Origin of the sequence: Cysteiniphilum litorale (genome assembly GCF_003428165.1) — a bacterium.
Classification (GTDB): Bacteria; Pseudomonadota; Gammaproteobacteria; order Francisellales; family Francisellaceae; genus Caedibacter; species Caedibacter litoralis.
This window is the reverse complement of record NZ_QLIQ01000044.1, coordinates 1-16899: the sequence shown is the minus strand read 5'-3', so window position 1 is coordinate 16899 and position 16899 is coordinate 1. Positions and strand designations below refer to the sequence as shown.

Genomic DNA, 16899 nt, shown 5'->3' with positions numbered 1-16899 from the left:
AAAGACGTCAAAATGTCTGCACTCAACGGTAAAATCAATTGTATAGCTTAATCTTATATTTTTCTGTGCACTTAATAAGTGAAAATAATTGATAATTATGTCTATATCGTTTTTTTCTAATGCTCGAAACAAACAAGTTTGATCCACTTTTAAATGCTTACTACTTACTGTTACAGGTGTATTTTGTAAATGATTTGCTTTATTTTGATCAAACACCCATTTTTCTATGTGTTTTAAACGAGATTCAAAAGCTTGCTTAAAGTAGTGAATCAAAACATGCTTATCATGTGAATCTTTGCTCGCTTGCTCAAGTGCTGTTAATTCACGTGATATGCGGATGCTGTAATGAATAAAACTAAGCAATAGCAACACCCATAAAATAATGATATAAATCCAACTCTTTTCAGAAACAAATACAAAATAATTTAACACAAGATTCCGAGTTGAAATTTCAACTATTATCTCATGACCAATACGCTTTATATTGATGTTAAACCAATTAGAATTTACTGATTTTAATATTTCTATACGCAAAGTATCAAATTTGTCTGTGATGCATATTTGACCAATAACATGCTGTTTATATTTAACTACGTGACAGGCAAGATATATATCAGAAACTACACCTTTATTAGCACCATAATAATGAGAAATTAATGCCCGCTTTTCGCTTATCGGATAAATATCCTGTCTTGGATGATAAATACCCGTTTGATCAATGTAAACACTATCTTCTGTACTTGATATATAAAACAAACTAATGGGTGAAAAACTATTTATAGCAACATCTTTTAAAACAGCATAATAATAAACTATTGCCTCATGAATCTTGATCTCCGAGAAGTGAGTTTCACTATTAATACTTGATCGTACCTTGTCCAATATTTCATGATCACGTTTAGCAAACTTATCAACTGCCGAATTAGCTTGATTTTTTAAGGAACTTTCTGAACTTATAACATCCAGAGCATAATCACCAACAGACACCACAAAAAGCAAAAAGACACCGGCTAGGGTATAGCACAAAACTAACCCAAATTTCCTCTTTGACCATCGCATAAAAGCATCGATGCCTACAATAAAGACTCTTTTGAGATACTGTAGCAAGGTGACAAAATATAAAAATTTATTTTATGTAGCAAACCGTATTCAATTGTCAGTCACCGCCATAATGAAGTTATTGAGTCACAATAACAACACAAATACTCAATGCACCGTCTTACCATCTCCCCACAGATCATCATCTAAATCCGCTATCTCCTCACTATATTTAAGCGCAATCATCTCATTAATATCCTGTTCAATAACACAAAACGCGCCATGATCTGCCAATAGATTGATTATTGCTTCACTCACGTTGCAATGATATTTTTTAATGTAGCGTCTGACTTCATTCAACAAAACCAACTTACCAAAAAATTCATCTAAACTCAGCGATGAAAATAGCTTCACCGAAAATTCATACCCCTGAACCTCTGTATAAAAATAATTCAATGTGCCATACGTTTGCATGGCATCCATTCGATTAATCTCATTGTCATCTTCGACTATTTTAGCTGCTTTAGACTCTTTGTTATCTTTTTTATCTTCTTCATCTTCAATCACACACTGAATGTCAGCATCAAATCCAAAAAATTGCATGAATTGCGGATAAAAACGGCGGCATATGTAGTATCTTCCTAAATCTCTACTGTTGAATATTTTTTCTGGTCTAACTTCAGACAATTCAATGACCTCATCACTTTCTGCTTTTTTTACACTCATCTGTTATCATAAACACTATACTCTCTATTGGCAAACTGACAAAATGACACTAAGTGACAAGGTTTTTATTTTATTCACCTTTTGTGTTATTTGCTGTAGTAACACCTTTTATTTGATCAGCAATCATTTTAATCATCTTTTTTTGATTATGATTAAAAGCCACTAACAAAAAATCTGCCACCGCCTCTTTGGTCATCGTTTCCTTGCCCAATAAGTGCCATGCCCATTTAACTGTTTCAGCATGATCTGGACATCGCTCAAGCGCTATATCATAAGTTTCTGTTCTACGACCTACTTTGTAGCTAACACAAAAATGACCATCTTTAATTTTAGCGAGCCTTTTACTTGACGCTTTGTCATCATTTAACTTTAAAAGATATTCAATCATCACTATTTTCCTTATCATCTGTTCAAAATTTTTTAATTTTAGCTTTTAGTTTTTGATTAAGTTAATAACAAGCTTAATAATCACCTCTTTTTGTGATGGATCACTTTGTGCAACTAGTAACGCAATGGCAACAAGTGCATTGTCACTGATCTTTTGATCACCATTATGCTTAAGATGATGCTTGTTTCTTTCTAAAAACCATATAAACATAAAAGCACCAATTCGTTTATTACCATCTGTAAATGGATGATTTTTAATAATGAAATAAAGCAAGTGTGCCGCCTGCTCTTCAATACTAGGATACAGATACTCACTACCAAAACTTTGCATAACATTACCAAGCAAGCCTTCAAAGCTATTATCCTTTTGATTACCAAATAGTTCTGTTGCTTCTTTTTTATCAATCAACCTTTTTTTTAAACGCTCAATCGCTTTGGTTGCTGCAACATAATCAATCTCGTCAATAATGTTATCACTTAGATTGTCGATCTTTAATCTATCTGAATCATACTGATTCAACAGAATAAAACTATGGGTATATTCAGTCAATACCGTTAATAAGCCACTGGACTCATTTTGAGATAATTTGTCGTATTCAACACTTTGTATCAATGACAATGTTTTTTCTAGTTGTTGAATTTGATGTGATTGCTCTTGCAATCGCTTTTCGTTCAAAGTATATCCTTTGATTAAGTGATCTTTTAAAATTTTGTTTGCCCACTGTCGAAACTGCACTCCTTTTTTAGAGTTAACACGATAACCGACTGATAAAATAATATCTAAGCTAAAAAAAGTTACAGGCTTGTCAGAACCACTAATATGCATTTTTTGCATATTGCTTTTTTCATCAATTTCACCATCTTTAAAAATATTTCTGATGTGTCGTGAAATTACTGATTGATCACGATCAAATAATTGTACCATTTGACCTTGAGACAACCAGACCGTTTCGTTATCAACATCAAAATTTACTTCAATATCGCCTGTGCCTGTATTAAAAGCAATAATTTCTTGGCTCATGTTAATAACAAATCCTCCCTAACCATAAAACCTATACTCCCTATTGGCAAACTTACAAAATTCACCCCTAAACATCAAGCCAACATCCCCTATTTCACCATTTCTTTGCTTGCCAATTACAACTTCTGCTAAGCCTTTCAAATCAGGGTCATCAGGTTTGTACACTTCTTCACGATGAACAAACATAATCACATCAGCATCTTGTTCAATACTTCCTGAATCCCTTAAGTCACGCATCATCGGCTTTTTATTGGCTCTATCTTCTAAACCACGGTTTAACTGAGACAAAGCAATAACTGGAACCTTTAATTCTTTGGCTAACGCTTTTAACTGCCCTGATATGTTCGATATTTCAAGGTTACGATTGTTTTGATAGGCAGGGCTTTGCATTAACTGTAAGTAATCAATCACGATCAAACCTAAGTCTGGATTTTCACGTTTAAATTTACGCGCCTTATGCTTAACTTCTGTTGGTGTCAAAGCCGCTTTATCAACAATCGATAGCTTCATATTTTCGACTTTGGCAAATGCCAAGGTCAATTTAGCCCAATCATCATCTTCCAGTTGTGCTGATCTGATCTTTGAAAAGGACAACAAGCCTAAAGAGGATGCCATACGCATCATAATGTCTTTAGCTGACATCTCCATTGAAAACACTAAAACTGATTTGTCTGTTTGTGTTAACACCGCTTCAGCGATATTCATGGCAAAGGTTGTTTTACCCATTGCCGGACGACCTGCAACAATGATTAGTTGTTCTTCACGTAACCCACACAACTTATTATCTAAATCAATGAATCCTGTTGGCAACCCCGCTAAACCGTCATTATCAGAAAGCTCATCAAGATAATCAATGATTTGTGGAATCACTGCCTTAGCCGAAATAAAATCATTATCACCACTGTCTATATCTTGACGTACCGTTAAAACCGCTTGCTCGACTTTATCTAAAACATCTTCCTCAGATAATCCTTGACCATGTAACATCTCATTTGCTTCAAGCAATGCTTTGGAAAGTTTACGTTTAATCGCTTTGTTTCTGACAATCTCAGCGTAGGCTTTCGCATTAACAGTAGTGGGTGTATCTTTTGCGATTTCAGCTAAATAATGCAACCCCCCTGCTAATTCGCCTAAGTCTTGACTTTGCAATGAATCAAAAAGTGTTACTAAATCGTATGCCCTACCCTCGTTTGCCATTTTTTGAATATGTTGATAGACAATCTTGTGTGCAGGGGCAAAAAAATCTTGTGGTGTTAATATATCACTAATACGGTCATAGACATCGTTATCTAAGATCAATGAACCAATAACTGACCTTTCGGCTGATAATGAGCTGTCATTATTAAGTTTATTCGCATTAACTGAGTTGGTGTTCATCATAATATCCCCAACCCCTTGATTGATTCTTGCTGATTCACTGCCTGATTAATCGATAACTGTTCGGCTGCCTTTGAGCCGTCATTCATTGAGTTGTTTAAATACCTTGCTTGAGAAGATGCCCTATAAAATGTCTGACCTAAAACATTGGTATAGTAAGTTCTAGCATCATCAATTCTTGATGCTATATCAATACAAATAATCTCACTGCCTTTTGATTGATCTGTTTCGTTTTCAGTATTGGCACGACTAAAAAACTGGTTTTGACATTCATACATCTTGTTATAGATTCTGCTGATAAAACCCATACGATAGGCTTTTACTCGTGATGCAATTTGCGTTTTAACGTTTCTTTTTTTCAACTGGGCTTTATATTGATTAACGCTTTTCTCGATCTCTCGACTTAAAAAAACAATTAAATATTCTGCATTATCAACGTCACGTTGTCGCCCTGTGATTTGAATATAACCGAACGTATCATCATAAGAATCACCGTTGCAATACACAGAAAAGCAGCCTGATACCTTTGCCATCGTATTATGTAACGTTACATACCAATCAGGAATACGATAATAAGGCGTAGTAATCACTTTATTTGCCATATTTTGCCCATACACTTCATCTTTAGTGATGTTGTGTGCATTCATCAATGACATCGCTTGTTTTAAAGCGATACTTGCTTCGTTTTCATTATCTGATAAGGATAATTCAAGCAGTTTCCTGATTTTGTCTTTTTGCTTTTCAATTTTGTCAGTGTTCACAGTTTGATTTATTTTATCATTTGTCATACCATTATCCCTTGTAGACGTTGTTTTTAAAGTACGTTTTCAACGCGGCTACGTAGTGCTTGTTGTCACCCTTATTTTTGAAAGCTGAGGGTGGCATCTTGCCTTTAAGTTCGCCCTTTTCCTCAATGTCAGTAATTTCAGTTGCCGTTAAAGATTCACGCCATAACTCAAATTCAATGTTTAATACACGCTCTTTTTGCTCTTTAAGTTTAAGTAAGCGTTCTTCTTTTGCTTTCAATGACGCTTCAAACGCTAAATCTTCAGGTGATTTGTAATTAGCTTCTGTCCAGTTACCACCCTTTTTAAGTACCCCTATCAATCCACGCAAACGATTATTAGTAGGGGCATAGCTTGCCATTTCCTCTAAACGGTTTTGTAAAGCCCAAGCATAATGCTCAATAGACTCTTGGACGCTATCGACAGTTAGTTGGTTATCAGCATCTAAGTTTTTATTAAAGTTTTTAATCTGGGTAACATGACGCTTGGTAAATCCAAATTCAGTTAATGATGAAAAATCAAGGTTAGCCCAGTCGTCATTGTCTGATTCAAGGGTGTTGTTTTCGGTTGACTCTGTCACAGTGACGGTTTTTATTTCAGGTTGGGTTTGTGGAGCCTGTTGTAAAAATTGTTTTTGTAGTTCTGCTATCTGTTGTTGAAATTGATCGTTTTGCTTTTTGATCAAATCGATTAATTGATCGTTTTGTGGTGTGGTTGGTTTTTGTTCTTTGGTGTCGTTACTATATTTGTTTATAGTATTAGTAGTATTACTATTATATATAAAGGTTGATTCATCTCTTTGGTTAACTAACTGAATATTTACTTTTTCGATTTGTAGATTTTTGTGTAACTTATATTGACACCATCCACCTCTGCCATTTTTCCTCTTATAAAGATCAATATACCCTTTTCCTTTTAACCTATAAACACCTTGCTCAACCATACTTTTACTAGATTTTAAGGCATCTATGAGCATTGCAGTTGTTACTTTAACTGTAATTCTTAAAGGTTTATTTTCAAGATTATTAAGCATGAAATTCACAATATCACGTTGTAACCCAGACAGGCTATCAAGTTCAATACTATTATATTTTTGACTAGCATCTGAAGAGCTATTGACTGGTGTTTGACTAGCGTTTGAAGGGTCATTGACTAGTTTTTGACTAGCATCTGAAGAGCTATTGACTGGTGTTTGACTAGCGTTTGAAGGGTCATTGACTAGTTTTTGACTAGCATCTGAAGAGCTATTGACTGGTGTTTGACTAGCGTTTGAAGGGTCATTGACTAGTTTTTGACTAGCATCTGAAGAGCTATTGACTGGTGTTTGACTAGCGTTTGAAGGGTCATTGACTAGTTTTTGACTAGCATCTGAAGAGCTATTGACTGGTGTTTGACTAGCATCTGAAGAGCTTTTGACTAGTGTTTGACTAGCGTTTGAAGGAGTATTATTACCTGATTGATTTTGCTCATCTTCACTAAGAGAAAATACTTTATTATGAGTATACTTTCTTTTTCTAGCTAAAGCATCGTTCAAATCACTAGACTCACGTGTTTGTATGTACTTGTTAAAAACATCTTTTTTAAGCGCCATATTTTATACTCACTTTATTTTTCTGATAGTGCGCTGATAAGTCTTTTCCAGAGATCTGTTATTAATTCATAATATTCTCTTGAAGATTGACTTGATGGTGCGTATTCAATTATTGATTGTCTGTTAATAGTAGCTTCTTGATATTTCACAGACACTCTTATAGGTGTTGGAATAGTTATATCTGAGAATTTATATATATATTGGGCATATATTTGTTTACTTAAATTTGTATTTTCCAATGCAGTTGGGAACATTATTAATGGTTGGTGTGTTAATTTCATGCTTTCTTGAAAATCAAGAATTGTAGATAAGTTTGTTTCAGAAGCATTGTAAGCCAATAAGTTACAACCTAGTGGAGAGACGACTGCATGTGAACAAGTAATAGTATTTTCTATTAAATGATTCCAACTAGGGTTGTGATCAAATATTATTACATCATACTTACTAAGTTCGGGGATTAACTTATCCTGATATATATACTCTCGTCTTTGCTGTTGATTGAGCCACTTGTCTAAAACAACTAGATCATGCGTCTCTGGGATTACATCAAGAGTAGGTAATGCTGTGTTGTAAATTATATCATCAATAGAGGCTTCACCAACCAAGAAATGGTACAATCCAATTTTTCTTTCTGAATCATCAAGTTTTTCAACTTGAGTAGGAAATATGATGTCAGTTATAGATAGTTCAAAATCTTGACCAATAATTAGAGTCTTTAGACCATTTAAAGCAAAGGTTATTGCTTCATTAAAGGTAGTGGTAGTTTTATAAACACCACCTTTCTGTATATATTTAGTATATATGAGTTGTCGGGGTGGTTTTTCAATAAAACCAAATCGTTCCCCAATTTCGGGAAGTTCTGTATAACGCCAGTTTCTTACACTAACTTGCCCTCTATCAATTCTTGTTGCGTGAGGAATTTCTCCACGCTCTTCTGCATTATATAAAGTTTGTACAGATTTATATCTATCATCATAATAGAATATTTTTCTAATATCAGTGCTTGTATAAAACTCTTTATCCATTTTTAGATGTATCCTGTAAAATATATCGGTTTATACATCTAATTATATAAGTATTAGGTGTAGTGTCAATGAATTGTTATTATAATTCATTGTTTTGGATTTTATTAATCTGGTAAGGTTTAAGTTCAATCTAAGTTAAATTACTTAAGTTCAATTAAATAGGAATGTCTATGCCAAAATCAAGCACCCAAAGAATGAAAGCCAAACGTGAGCGAGATTATCAATTGCTGCTCGACAGCGTAGGCAGCGAACAAAAGTTATCTGACACTGGCTTAATTGAAGTAATAGCAAGATGTTACCGACAAGCAAAGCAATCAGGTAATACAGCAATGGTCAGAATTGTCGTTAAGGAATTGTTTAGAAGAATTGATAGTATCGATGGAGAGGGCGGGGCACCATAATAAGCTGTGTACCAAAACCATCGTTTGGCTACCCATTTTTTAAATTTGCTGTAACAACGAAGTTATAAGCTTGCGTATGTGTAAAAGTGTCATATAATAAATCAAATATAAATTTTGAATATTTACATGAGTTGACAACCACAATTATGACAATGAAAAAAGCTTATGCCAGAATCTCAACGACAGCACAAAATATTGACAGCCAATTAGACGAGCTTAAAAATTATGGGTACGATGAAATATATATTGATGAAGCCAGTGGTAAGGACATCTCAAGACCTCAACTAAATGAGTTATTAAAATCACTGAGGAAAGGTGATCAAATTATTACCTATCGGCTAGACAGGCTAGGGCGATCTATTCAACACCTCATAGAGTTAATGACAGTTTTTGATAAAAAAGGCGTTGCACTGGTGAGTTTATCGGAAAGTATCAATACCACGACAGCAACAGGAAAATTGGTTTTTAATCTTTTTGCTGCGATTGCAGATTTTGAGCGCAACTTAATTATCGAACGAACACAAATAGGACTTAAAGCAGCTAAAGTTCGTGGTAGAACTGGAGGGCGTAAGAAAGGCTTAAGTAATGAAGCCAAGGACAAAGCTGAGATTGCTTATAATCTTTATCAAACTGAATTAGCTAAGGATTCAAAAAATAGCAAGAATAAAAGGAGTGTTGAAAAACTTGCTGATATTATTGGCGTTAGTCGCAAGACATTTTATAACTATGTGAAGTGGTATGCTGATAATAAAACTGGTTGAGTAGTTGAGATTTACAATCAAGGCATAGGTGCCACCAAAATTGCCAGTGAGTTGGGTATTTGTCGGGATAGTGTTTATAAAATTCTCAGAAAATCAGTAAGTTGAAAAATCACCAATCGTTAGCAAAGATCAAATTCAGGCATTAGTTTATCAAAGACAGGGTAGGGTGGCTTTTGTTCACGCATGGCAAAATAGCTTGAGGTGATCATGACGCAATCATTTTCAAGCTGCCATTGTTCAATTAGCTCCTGACCTTTAGGCTCATTCTCCTCGATGGTGTACTTATTGTCTAAAATATAAAAGGTTCTTAGTGCAGTTGCATCAAGCTTTTGTTTTAATCTGGCAAGTTGAGAAGTTGTTTTAGCAATATAGATGGGGAGCAAATATTTTTCATTCACTTTCTGCACTGCATCAATAACACCATGGATATACGTGTTTTTATCCTCAGCAATAATAATTGCATCATAAGCTTCTAAACTTGAGGTCAAAAGGGTTAATAGTTCTTCGCTCATTGTTGACTCCTTGTGTTAAAACAGAACGGCATCCTGTTCAATGGGTTGCAAGCGTAAATAGCCTTTGCCAAGGATTAAGACAGATTCACCAGAGAGTAGTTTTTGTTTGGCTAAATGAGCTTGATCGCCGAAGTGGTGGGTACAGAGTTGATTTATTTCGTTTATGCTTACACAGCGTGAATTAGATGATTCTGATAAAACGTACTCAAAAGAAGAGTTTTTGTTCTTATAAGAATGGTAGTAGTCTTTGTGATGCAAAAAATTGTCTGATGAGGTAAACATTTATCATACTCCAAGAAGATGTGTTTGACTTCCCTGATGATGAACGTTTTTGGGTAAATTAAAAATCCTCTAGTTGAGGGGTATTTTTATACAAAAAATGAGAATATTTTTAGTGATACTCTGGAATGTAGCTAAAAAAAAACTGCTCCAAGCCATGCCAACCATGCTCTGAGACATAACTGTGTAGTGATTTTCTATCACGACAATTTGTTTTGTCACGGATGGTTTTGAGATAGGTATTTACCGTGAATTGTGATTTATTTAACATATCGGCAATTTGTCTTTCTGTGCAACCACTAGCATACAAAATCATAACTTCAAACTCCCTATCTTTTAGCTCAAAACTTGCATTTTCCTGCCTAAGTTCAGCGGCATAGTCTCGTTTTGCTTGCTGTAATGAATTAGGAGGTGAGTAGTTGGGTATTTGAATTCTGTTTTCAGGTAGGTCTGCTTCGGCAATTAAATGTGATGCTTTGTGGTTAAAGTAGCTAATGAATTTTAATAACTTAGCACGATGTAGGTCGTAGAATCGATAGGCTTTGTCTGCGTTTTTTTTATTTGAATGGAAAGAATACATGTGAAAGCAGTCCTTTACTTTATCACGTATAACAAATTCTATTCTGGCATCAATGTCAAAATTTTCACGTGCATCTTCAGCAATGTCAGAAATATATTCGTTTGTATTTCTACGCCAATAATTAATACCTTCAGTAAATCTATGCACAGAATTCTCAGGTTTAAGGTGATTATTCAAATAATGAAGAGCCCACTCACGAGGAGTTCCTAAATCACTGAACTCACCACTAGTGTAATGTTTACAATAAGTTAAGAAGTGCACACCGCTATCTTCATAAAGTGGTTCAGAAATTTTAATAACCTCTGGCATTGACTTAAAAACGTGCATTGATTCAAAATTTTTGCATTCATGTTCCATGTTTGAGCTCCTGACTATTTTTCATGTAGACCAATGTAATTACCGAAATTAATGCGCATAAAATAATATAAAGTGCTGGAGCCATGCTGGTATCAATAAAATTCGTTAAAAATTGATTAATACTTGGTGCGAATGAACCAAAAATCACAGCAATACTGTGTCCGATTCCGATGGAAGTTACACGGCTATTTTCTGGTGCTTGTCTGACAATTACAGCAACAAAAGTACTAACTGAAATCGCTGTAAAAATGGCAAATATAATGTAAGCCGTAATAACAGTCATAGTGTTGATGCTAAACAGAGACTGATACAAAGGGATAGCGAATACTATTAACGCAATATAACTGTACTTTAGCAATTTACTACGGTTAACTTTGTCGGAAAAAAAACCGATCGTTGGGAGCAAAGCTATAAACAAAATAACTATCAGCATATGAATCGTAGATATCTGTATGTCTGATAAATTGTTATTTGCTCCGATCACGGCGTGAATGTAAAAAACAAAGTTAAAAAATAGACATGATGGAGCAAACATGTATAAAAAAATTTTGCCAATATCTCCAATATTCTGTGTATTCTCTCGTACAATTTCTGCTAATGAAAAAGTACGTTGTTTAATTGGAATTGTTTCGCTTAAACTTTTCCTAATCCAACCAACAGCAAATATAAATATTACAGATAAACCAAACATTAGACGCCATCCCCACTGATGTAGTTGAGGTTCAGTTAGCACCGTTTTAAGTATGATTAAAATTATAATTCCAGTTAAATATCCGACAATAGCAACTCCATCTGCAAAACTGCCATAAAATCCTTTTTTATCTTCTGGTGCCAATTCATAAAGAGTCACAATTACAGTCGGAAACTCACCACCAAAAGCAATTCCCTGTAATATCCTTAATATTACGACCAGAACGCAAATTAAACCACCAGCATAAGAATGACTTGGCATAATTGCCATTCCAACAGCACATATCGCCATAAGGCTAATAGTTCCAAGTAAAACACATTTTCTCCCATATCTATCTGCAACTAATCCCCAGACTACTGAACCAAAAGGTCTAGCAATGTAAGCCATAGAAAAAATTAAGAACGTCGCAAGTAGAGAGTGCTCGAAGCTTTCTGGGAAAAAAACTTTAGCAAAGACAGGAGCAAGAAGCCCGTATAGACAAAAATCATATGCTTCAAGGATGTTCCCACCCAAAACTGGCATAACCTTTTTAAATTGATTATTCATCGTTTAAACAACATGGGCTAGCAAGAATATGACCAAAACCCACTATTGCTCCCTTAGTTTAGTTTTTTTTGCACAAAACGCCAAGCAAACAAAGTTACAAGAACTCAGGCTCATATTGGCACCAAAAGCAATTCCATCAGTCATGATAAAAGCCTAGCACATCAAAGGGAATATAACTCAAACATAAATGTATTAATTTGCTTCTGAATGTATAAAACCAGATGAAACGTCAGTTGCTTTTTAAGGCTTCATAAGTGACTATCATCGACTTTAGCAGTGTATATTATCTATCTTGTCTAATAAACATTTGAAAAAATTAATGATGATCGCTGAACGTAAACACACTAAAAGTGACATTAATATGCTTAACCAAATTGTGTATTTGCTCAATTATAAAAAGAAAACCTTTATCGAACAATTCAGTGAAACGGACTTCAACAACACCCTTGATTATGTCAACAAAATGATAGCCAAGCTTGAGGATAAAAGGCAAAAGTTGCCGATAGGGCATAGATACACTGGGGTGTTTTATTTAAAGAAGCCTTATACGGTACCGAGTGAGGCAGTGAAGATTAAAGGGTCAGCTTTTGTGAGAAAGGATTTGGTTATGTGGACGATTGAATCTGAGGATGAGTATGAGTATGAGAAAAGTCTTTTATCAGTAATAATCAAACGATTCCTTTTGCCATTTGACTTGCAAACACATTTCGCCATCATGGTCTGGAGCAAGTTCAAAGGATAATAGTTTTATATCAAATTCTTCGTCATCGTAGTAAGCTAATTTCAACTGGCATGCTATGTACAATGCTTTAGCGATAGCTTTAGGTGACATAATCATCTTGTTGCTTTTAAGTTCACGATGAAGTTCCTTAACTTTTTTCTCAAACTTTTTGTTAAAAGTAAACTCTGATACCTCATAAGATAGTTGGCATAAATTCCAACCATGAAAACTAATGACAATTAAGGCTAAGAAATCATACTTTTCATGTGTAATTTTGTAGACTGAATCAGCAATTTCAGTGATGAGTCTATGCGGTCGAAGACAGAGTACCACGGGTGTCACCCGTGGGTGAATGAGAATACCAAAATTAAATTGAGTATTTAATTTTGGTCGCTTCACAACGTGGGGCGTTAACCGCATAACGAAGTTGTGCAGCGGCTCTGCCGCTCAAGTACCACGGGCTCAGCCCGTGGGTATCTATTGGCTTGCAATTGATCACCATGATAGCGTTCTTCGATCATTGAACTAATATTGCCAATATAATCAAAGGCATCAATCAAATCATCGCAGTCGTCACGTACTAATGATATTGGTATAGACATAACACACCCACAAACCAAAATGTTTTTGATAGTCTGCCAAAGATACGTTAGCCAATCAAGTCTAAAAAATATATTGGGACTAAGGAGTCTGAGCTAATAAATTAAAGCCTATACCTCAATGTATTATTAAGTTATAAAAGTGTGCTACATTTCCATGCTTGGATATAATTTTTATATGACTTTATGTGTATTTATTACTCAAAGATACAGTCAATAGATGAAAGAGAGCCAAGCTTAATGGTAGGCTTGGAGCCTAGGTTGATTGATGTAAGTTGAGTTACATATGAAATATAAATTCCTGCTATTGATGATGTCTGTGATTTTTGCCGTTTGCTCGTGTACGAGAATCCCATCTAAATCAATTAATAAGCTGACTGTTGGTATGAAAAAAAAGAAAGTTGTAAAAGTAATGGGTCACCCATTGAGTAGCAGTGCTGAGGATGGTGTTGAGTTGTTAAAGTATAAGGATAATAGTAGTGGGCAATGCTATTATGTTAAATTAGCTAAAAGAAAAGTGATAAGTTATGGTAAGCTAACGCAAACGGCTTGCAATGCGTCTTAATAAATCAATCACATATCGCAACAAAGTAGTTCAATCTAAAAGTAGACTATCCAGTCCCAACTTTTGATAAATTTTCAAGTATTTTATGTTGTGTGATTTAGCAAAAGTCCTTTAGTAATGGGCATTAGGAAGTTGCTGAAGCCATAGCTGAAGATTATTGATCACAAAATAACAGTGTTATGAACGCCAAGGGATAATTACAATGTAAGATCATCGATAATATGGATTAAGTCGCCAGATAATGACAAACAAAGTGGTGTATGTTTAAATGATGTGGTTGAGTTTAGGGAAGTTTAAAAATTAAGGTATAAGGCATGAGCAATCAAAAGCAAATTCAAGCACTTCAATTTGAGGTGTTACAAAAACTTGGTGAAATGGTTAATCTAGTTGATGATGGTAAAAGCAAAACGGCTAAATCTATACCAATAATGGCGGTTGTATTAGCGGGGTGCGTTTCAACGGTAGCTGATCTTTTAGAGTTAAACCAAGAGGGTGCTTCTTATGCGTTGTACAAGGAGACAGAAGCAGCCATACAGCAAGGTGGGCTTAAAAATATACGCAAAAAGCAAGCGTCAGGTGGTGTTAAATATTCGATTTCAGATATTGGGGAAAATGACTTTGAAAATGGCATGAACTATTTAGGTCAAGAATTGTCAACAACGCTGTTTAGTTCGATTCATGAGCTACCTGAAACAATGCGCAAGCCTGAAATGTTATTAAGAGGAGTTGAATGTTTACTTGCTAATTTGTTAAATCAAAAGTTTCGCGGCTTAGGTGATGTGCATAATATTCTTGACTCATTATGTGACCATGTACACATGAATTTAAAAGCATTGGATAATAAAGTTGTTCCAATCAAATAAGGTTTGAGAAATGAGCCTAGACAACGCCAACATTACCGATAATATCCTACTGGAAAACAAAGCAAGGCGTATCATTGAAAGTAATCAAGATATATCAACGGGGGCATTGATTGATAAGCTTAAAAAGAAAGCCATACCACAAAGCATGATTGATAAGTTAGTTATTGTTGACGAGGCGCAGCAGCTTAATAATGTCCTACGCAGAATTAGTTCTAAGTATCCATTAATCAAAGGCAAAACGGATTATGACAAGAAGCAAAAGCTGTTAAAATATCTGCTAGGTAAAGGTTTTGATTATCAGTTGGTGCAAAAGGGGATTGATGGGTATTTCAATAAAAATAATGGGTAGGATATGGCAAGTAAAAATTTACTCTTAAAAGAGTTAGAAGATAAGATTGTAACTGTAGATAAGTTATCACATGTTTTTGATTTCTTTTTTACTAATTTTGCGGAAAGTGACGATTGGGAATTAGGAAAATTAGTCAAAAAGCCGATGTTAAAAAAACTTATAGTAGATATGGCTGCTGCTAAGTTTGACATAGGCAAAAGTTATTACTATCGATCTTATCTTAATAAGAAATATAATATTTTGCATGGGATTTTTAATTTCGCTGATTACAGAGGTGTTTTTTTCTACTTACCTAAAGTTGATAGGGGAATGCTCTGTATAAGCAGCTTAGAAAAAGGCAGTAGCGATTACTTTAGATTTACCTTGGAAATAATTGCAGATGAGCAAGTAACTACTAGTGAAATACTTGATTGTGATAATGCGGAAAAAGTTAATATAAATAAGTCAAATCAAACAGTACATTAGCAAAAGAGAAAAAAATGACCAACCGCCACGATAACGTATTCAAAGACCTCATAAGCAACAGAGACTTTGCTATTTGTTTCCTGATGACTTACTTGCCCAAGGAGCTTATCGCCTTAGTTGATTGGTACAGTGTCAAGTTAGAATCTGCTAATGTCGAACATATCAGGCAGCAGCAGAAGGACAACAAAAAGCAAAAAGAGCAGTCAGACCTTACTTTTCTGTTCAAATTCAAGGACGGCAAAAACGGTGCTGTCTTTGTACATATTGAATCACAAACAGGTGACGATGGCACGATTGTTATACGTACTCGCCATTATCAAACGTCTTACTTGTTGGATTATATTAAACGGCACAAGACAACGAAAGATTTGCCGTTAGTGGTATCGATTATTTACTATGCCAATAAAAAGCCATTTAGTCACAGTTTGAACATTAACGATTACTTTGCCAATACTGAATTAGCTGAAAAGTACGCTTTCACAACACAGTTTATTGACCTTAACCGTTACAGTGATGATGAAATATTAGAGCATGGCTTTATAGCAGGGTATGAGTTGATACTCAAGGCGATCAGAGAAAAGAACATTGACGGTAAGCTTGGCATTGCCGTTCATCAAATACAAGCTTATGATCATTTTGCCCGACAAGTTTTGATTCGGTATATGTCGCAATATTCGGATATGGAAACTGACGCATTTTATGATAGAATTATTGACAGTAAACCAGATTTAAAAGGTGATGTTATGACGGTAGCAGAACAGTGGAAACACCAGGGTATGCAGCAGGGCGCTATTTTAAAAGCACAGGAAACAGCACGTAACTTTTTAGGCATGGGTGTATCTGTTGATCAAGTTGTAAAGGGTACTGGACTCGACCTTGATACGGTGCTTAAGCTTAAAAAAGAAGTGGATAGCAAAACACAACACTAATCCATTCCATGAAGTTGACCGATGCAAATGTGCCAAGGATTTGGTGAAGCGTATTTGTATCGCGAGCCACAAACAAGGTTATCGTTATTTAATGTTAAGCTTGCGCTGTCGTTGATTTAGACTGTTTGAGGTGATTAGATGACCGATCACTAAAAGGCTGACAATGATTGATAGCTTATGTACTAAGAAAGTATGTTAAAGTAGAATTTTACGATTTTTATGACGCAAATGCTCATAAATATTTTCCATTGCGCCAACAAATGAATTTTGTCGCTGCCAGAAAGGCGGATAATCTCCCTGCTTTTTGATGATTGAGGCACTGATTGGCTCA

The 16899-nt window shown here is 35.0% G+C and carries 21 protein-coding genes; 8 read left to right on the top strand and 13 right to left on the bottom strand.

What is annotated here, in order from left to right; all coding sequences use genetic code 11:
- The 8 genes from DNJ75_RS12785 to DNJ75_RS12750 all read right to left on the bottom strand — a co-directional run.
- Positions 1-987: hypothetical protein (locus tag DNJ75_RS12785; protein WP_157968335.1), on the bottom strand; the 987-nt coding region annotated here is incomplete at its 3' end.
- Between the two features lie 219 nt (positions 988-1206).
- Positions 1207-1764: a hypothetical protein gene (locus DNJ75_RS12780; protein WP_117003847.1), complete on the bottom strand. Its 558-nt coding sequence runs from the start codon at positions 1762-1764 to the stop codon at positions 1207-1209.
- A 70-nt stretch (positions 1765-1834) separates the two neighbouring features.
- The gene (locus DNJ75_RS12775; protein ID WP_117003846.1) at positions 1835-2152 is read right to left on the bottom strand and encodes a hypothetical protein; all 318 of its coding nucleotides are present in this window, start codon (positions 2150-2152) and stop codon (positions 1835-1837) included.
- Between the two features lie 45 nt (positions 2153-2197).
- Complete coding sequence (gene rhuM / locus DNJ75_RS12770) at positions 2198-3172, bottom strand: virulence protein RhuM/Fic/DOC family protein (protein WP_117003845.1); 975 nt, start codon at positions 3170-3172, stop codon at positions 2198-2200.
- Positions 3173-3190: 18 nt separating this feature from the next.
- Positions 3191-4552 (bottom strand): replicative DNA helicase, encoded by a 1362-nt coding sequence (gene dnaB, locus DNJ75_RS12765; protein WP_117003844.1) that lies wholly within the window; start codon positions 4550-4552, stop codon positions 3191-3193.
- Complete coding sequence (locus tag DNJ75_RS12760) at positions 4549-5337, bottom strand: DUF2786 domain-containing protein (RefSeq protein WP_117003843.1); 789 nt, start codon at positions 5335-5337, stop codon at positions 4549-4551. The genes dnaB and DNJ75_RS12760 overlap by 4 nt, the downstream gene beginning before the upstream one ends.
- Before the next feature lie 4 nt (positions 5338-5341).
- A complete protein-coding gene (locus DNJ75_RS12755) occupies positions 5342-6925 on the bottom strand; it encodes a RodZ family helix-turn-helix domain-containing protein (RefSeq protein WP_117003842.1) in 1584 nt (527 codons plus the stop codon).
- A 14-nt stretch (positions 6926-6939) separates the two neighbouring features.
- A complete protein-coding gene (locus tag DNJ75_RS12750; protein WP_117003841.1) occupies positions 6940-7950 on the bottom strand; it encodes a ParA family protein in 1011 nt (336 codons plus the stop codon).
- Between the two features lie 170 nt (positions 7951-8120).
- Here DNJ75_RS12750 and DNJ75_RS12745 point away from each other — a divergent pair, with 170 nt between their 5' ends.
- From DNJ75_RS12745 to DNJ75_RS15845, 3 genes are all read left to right on the top strand, one after another.
- Positions 8121-8351 (top strand): hypothetical protein, encoded by a 231-nt coding sequence (locus DNJ75_RS12745; RefSeq protein WP_117003840.1) that lies wholly within the window; start codon positions 8121-8123, stop codon positions 8349-8351.
- Between the two features lie 146 nt (positions 8352-8497).
- Positions 8498-9112, top strand: a complete 615-nt coding sequence (locus DNJ75_RS12740) for a recombinase family protein (RefSeq protein WP_150468919.1) — start codon at positions 8498-8500, stop codon at positions 9110-9112.
- Positions 9113-9121: 9 nt separating this feature from the next.
- Positions 9122-9217, top strand: coding sequence for a helix-turn-helix domain-containing protein (locus tag DNJ75_RS15845; protein ID WP_117003848.1), 96 nt, complete (start codon positions 9122-9124; stop codon positions 9215-9217).
- A gap of 14 nt (positions 9218-9231) precedes the next feature.
- Here DNJ75_RS15845 and DNJ75_RS12730 read toward each other — a convergent pair whose 3' ends face one another.
- The 5 genes from DNJ75_RS12730 to DNJ75_RS12700 form a co-directional block, all read right to left on the bottom strand.
- Positions 9232-9624, bottom strand: coding sequence for a hypothetical protein (locus tag DNJ75_RS12730; RefSeq protein WP_117003838.1), 393 nt, complete (start codon positions 9622-9624; stop codon positions 9232-9234).
- A gap of 391 nt (positions 9625-10015) precedes the next feature.
- Positions 10016-10840 (bottom strand): helix-turn-helix transcriptional regulator, encoded by an 825-nt coding sequence (locus tag DNJ75_RS12720; protein ID WP_117003836.1) that lies wholly within the window; start codon positions 10838-10840, stop codon positions 10016-10018.
- The gene (locus DNJ75_RS12715) at positions 10830-12077 is read right to left on the bottom strand and encodes an MFS transporter (RefSeq protein WP_117003835.1); all 1248 of its coding nucleotides are present in this window, start codon (positions 12075-12077) and stop codon (positions 10830-10832) included. The genes DNJ75_RS12720 and DNJ75_RS12715 overlap by 11 nt, the downstream gene beginning before the upstream one ends.
- Positions 12078-12735: 658 nt before the next feature.
- Positions 12736-13197 (bottom strand): hypothetical protein, encoded by a 462-nt coding sequence (locus DNJ75_RS12705; RefSeq protein WP_157968334.1) that lies wholly within the window; start codon positions 13195-13197, stop codon positions 12736-12738.
- A gap of 11 nt (positions 13198-13208) precedes the next feature.
- Positions 13209-13400, bottom strand: a complete 192-nt coding sequence (locus DNJ75_RS12700; protein WP_117003832.1) for a hypothetical protein — start codon at positions 13398-13400, stop codon at positions 13209-13211.
- A gap of 283 nt (positions 13401-13683) precedes the next feature.
- On the opposite strand from DNJ75_RS12700, the gene DNJ75_RS12695 reads away from it, so the two are divergent.
- From DNJ75_RS12695 to DNJ75_RS12675, 5 genes are all read left to right on the top strand, one after another.
- Positions 13684-13962: a hypothetical protein gene (locus DNJ75_RS12695; protein WP_117003831.1), complete on the top strand. Its 279-nt coding sequence runs from the start codon at positions 13684-13686 to the stop codon at positions 13960-13962.
- A 314-nt stretch (positions 13963-14276) separates the two neighbouring features.
- On the top strand, positions 14277-14825 hold the full coding sequence (locus tag DNJ75_RS12690; RefSeq protein ID WP_117003830.1) for a hypothetical protein: 549 nt from the start codon (positions 14277-14279) through the stop codon (positions 14823-14825).
- A gap of 10 nt (positions 14826-14835) precedes the next feature.
- Positions 14836-15174, top strand: coding sequence for a RecX family transcriptional regulator (locus tag DNJ75_RS12685; protein WP_117003829.1), 339 nt, complete (start codon positions 14836-14838; stop codon positions 15172-15174).
- A gap of 3 nt (positions 15175-15177) precedes the next feature.
- Positions 15178-15639 carry a hypothetical protein gene (locus DNJ75_RS12680; protein ID WP_117003828.1) on the top strand — a complete coding sequence of 154 codons (462 nt, stop codon included), beginning with the start codon at positions 15178-15180 and terminating at the stop codon, positions 15637-15639.
- Positions 15640-15653: 14 nt separating this feature from the next.
- Positions 15654-16568: an Rpn family recombination-promoting nuclease/putative transposase gene (locus tag DNJ75_RS12675; protein ID WP_117003827.1), complete on the top strand. Its 915-nt coding sequence runs from the start codon at positions 15654-15656 to the stop codon at positions 16566-16568.
- The last annotated feature ends 331 nt before the right edge of the window (positions 16569-16899 follow it).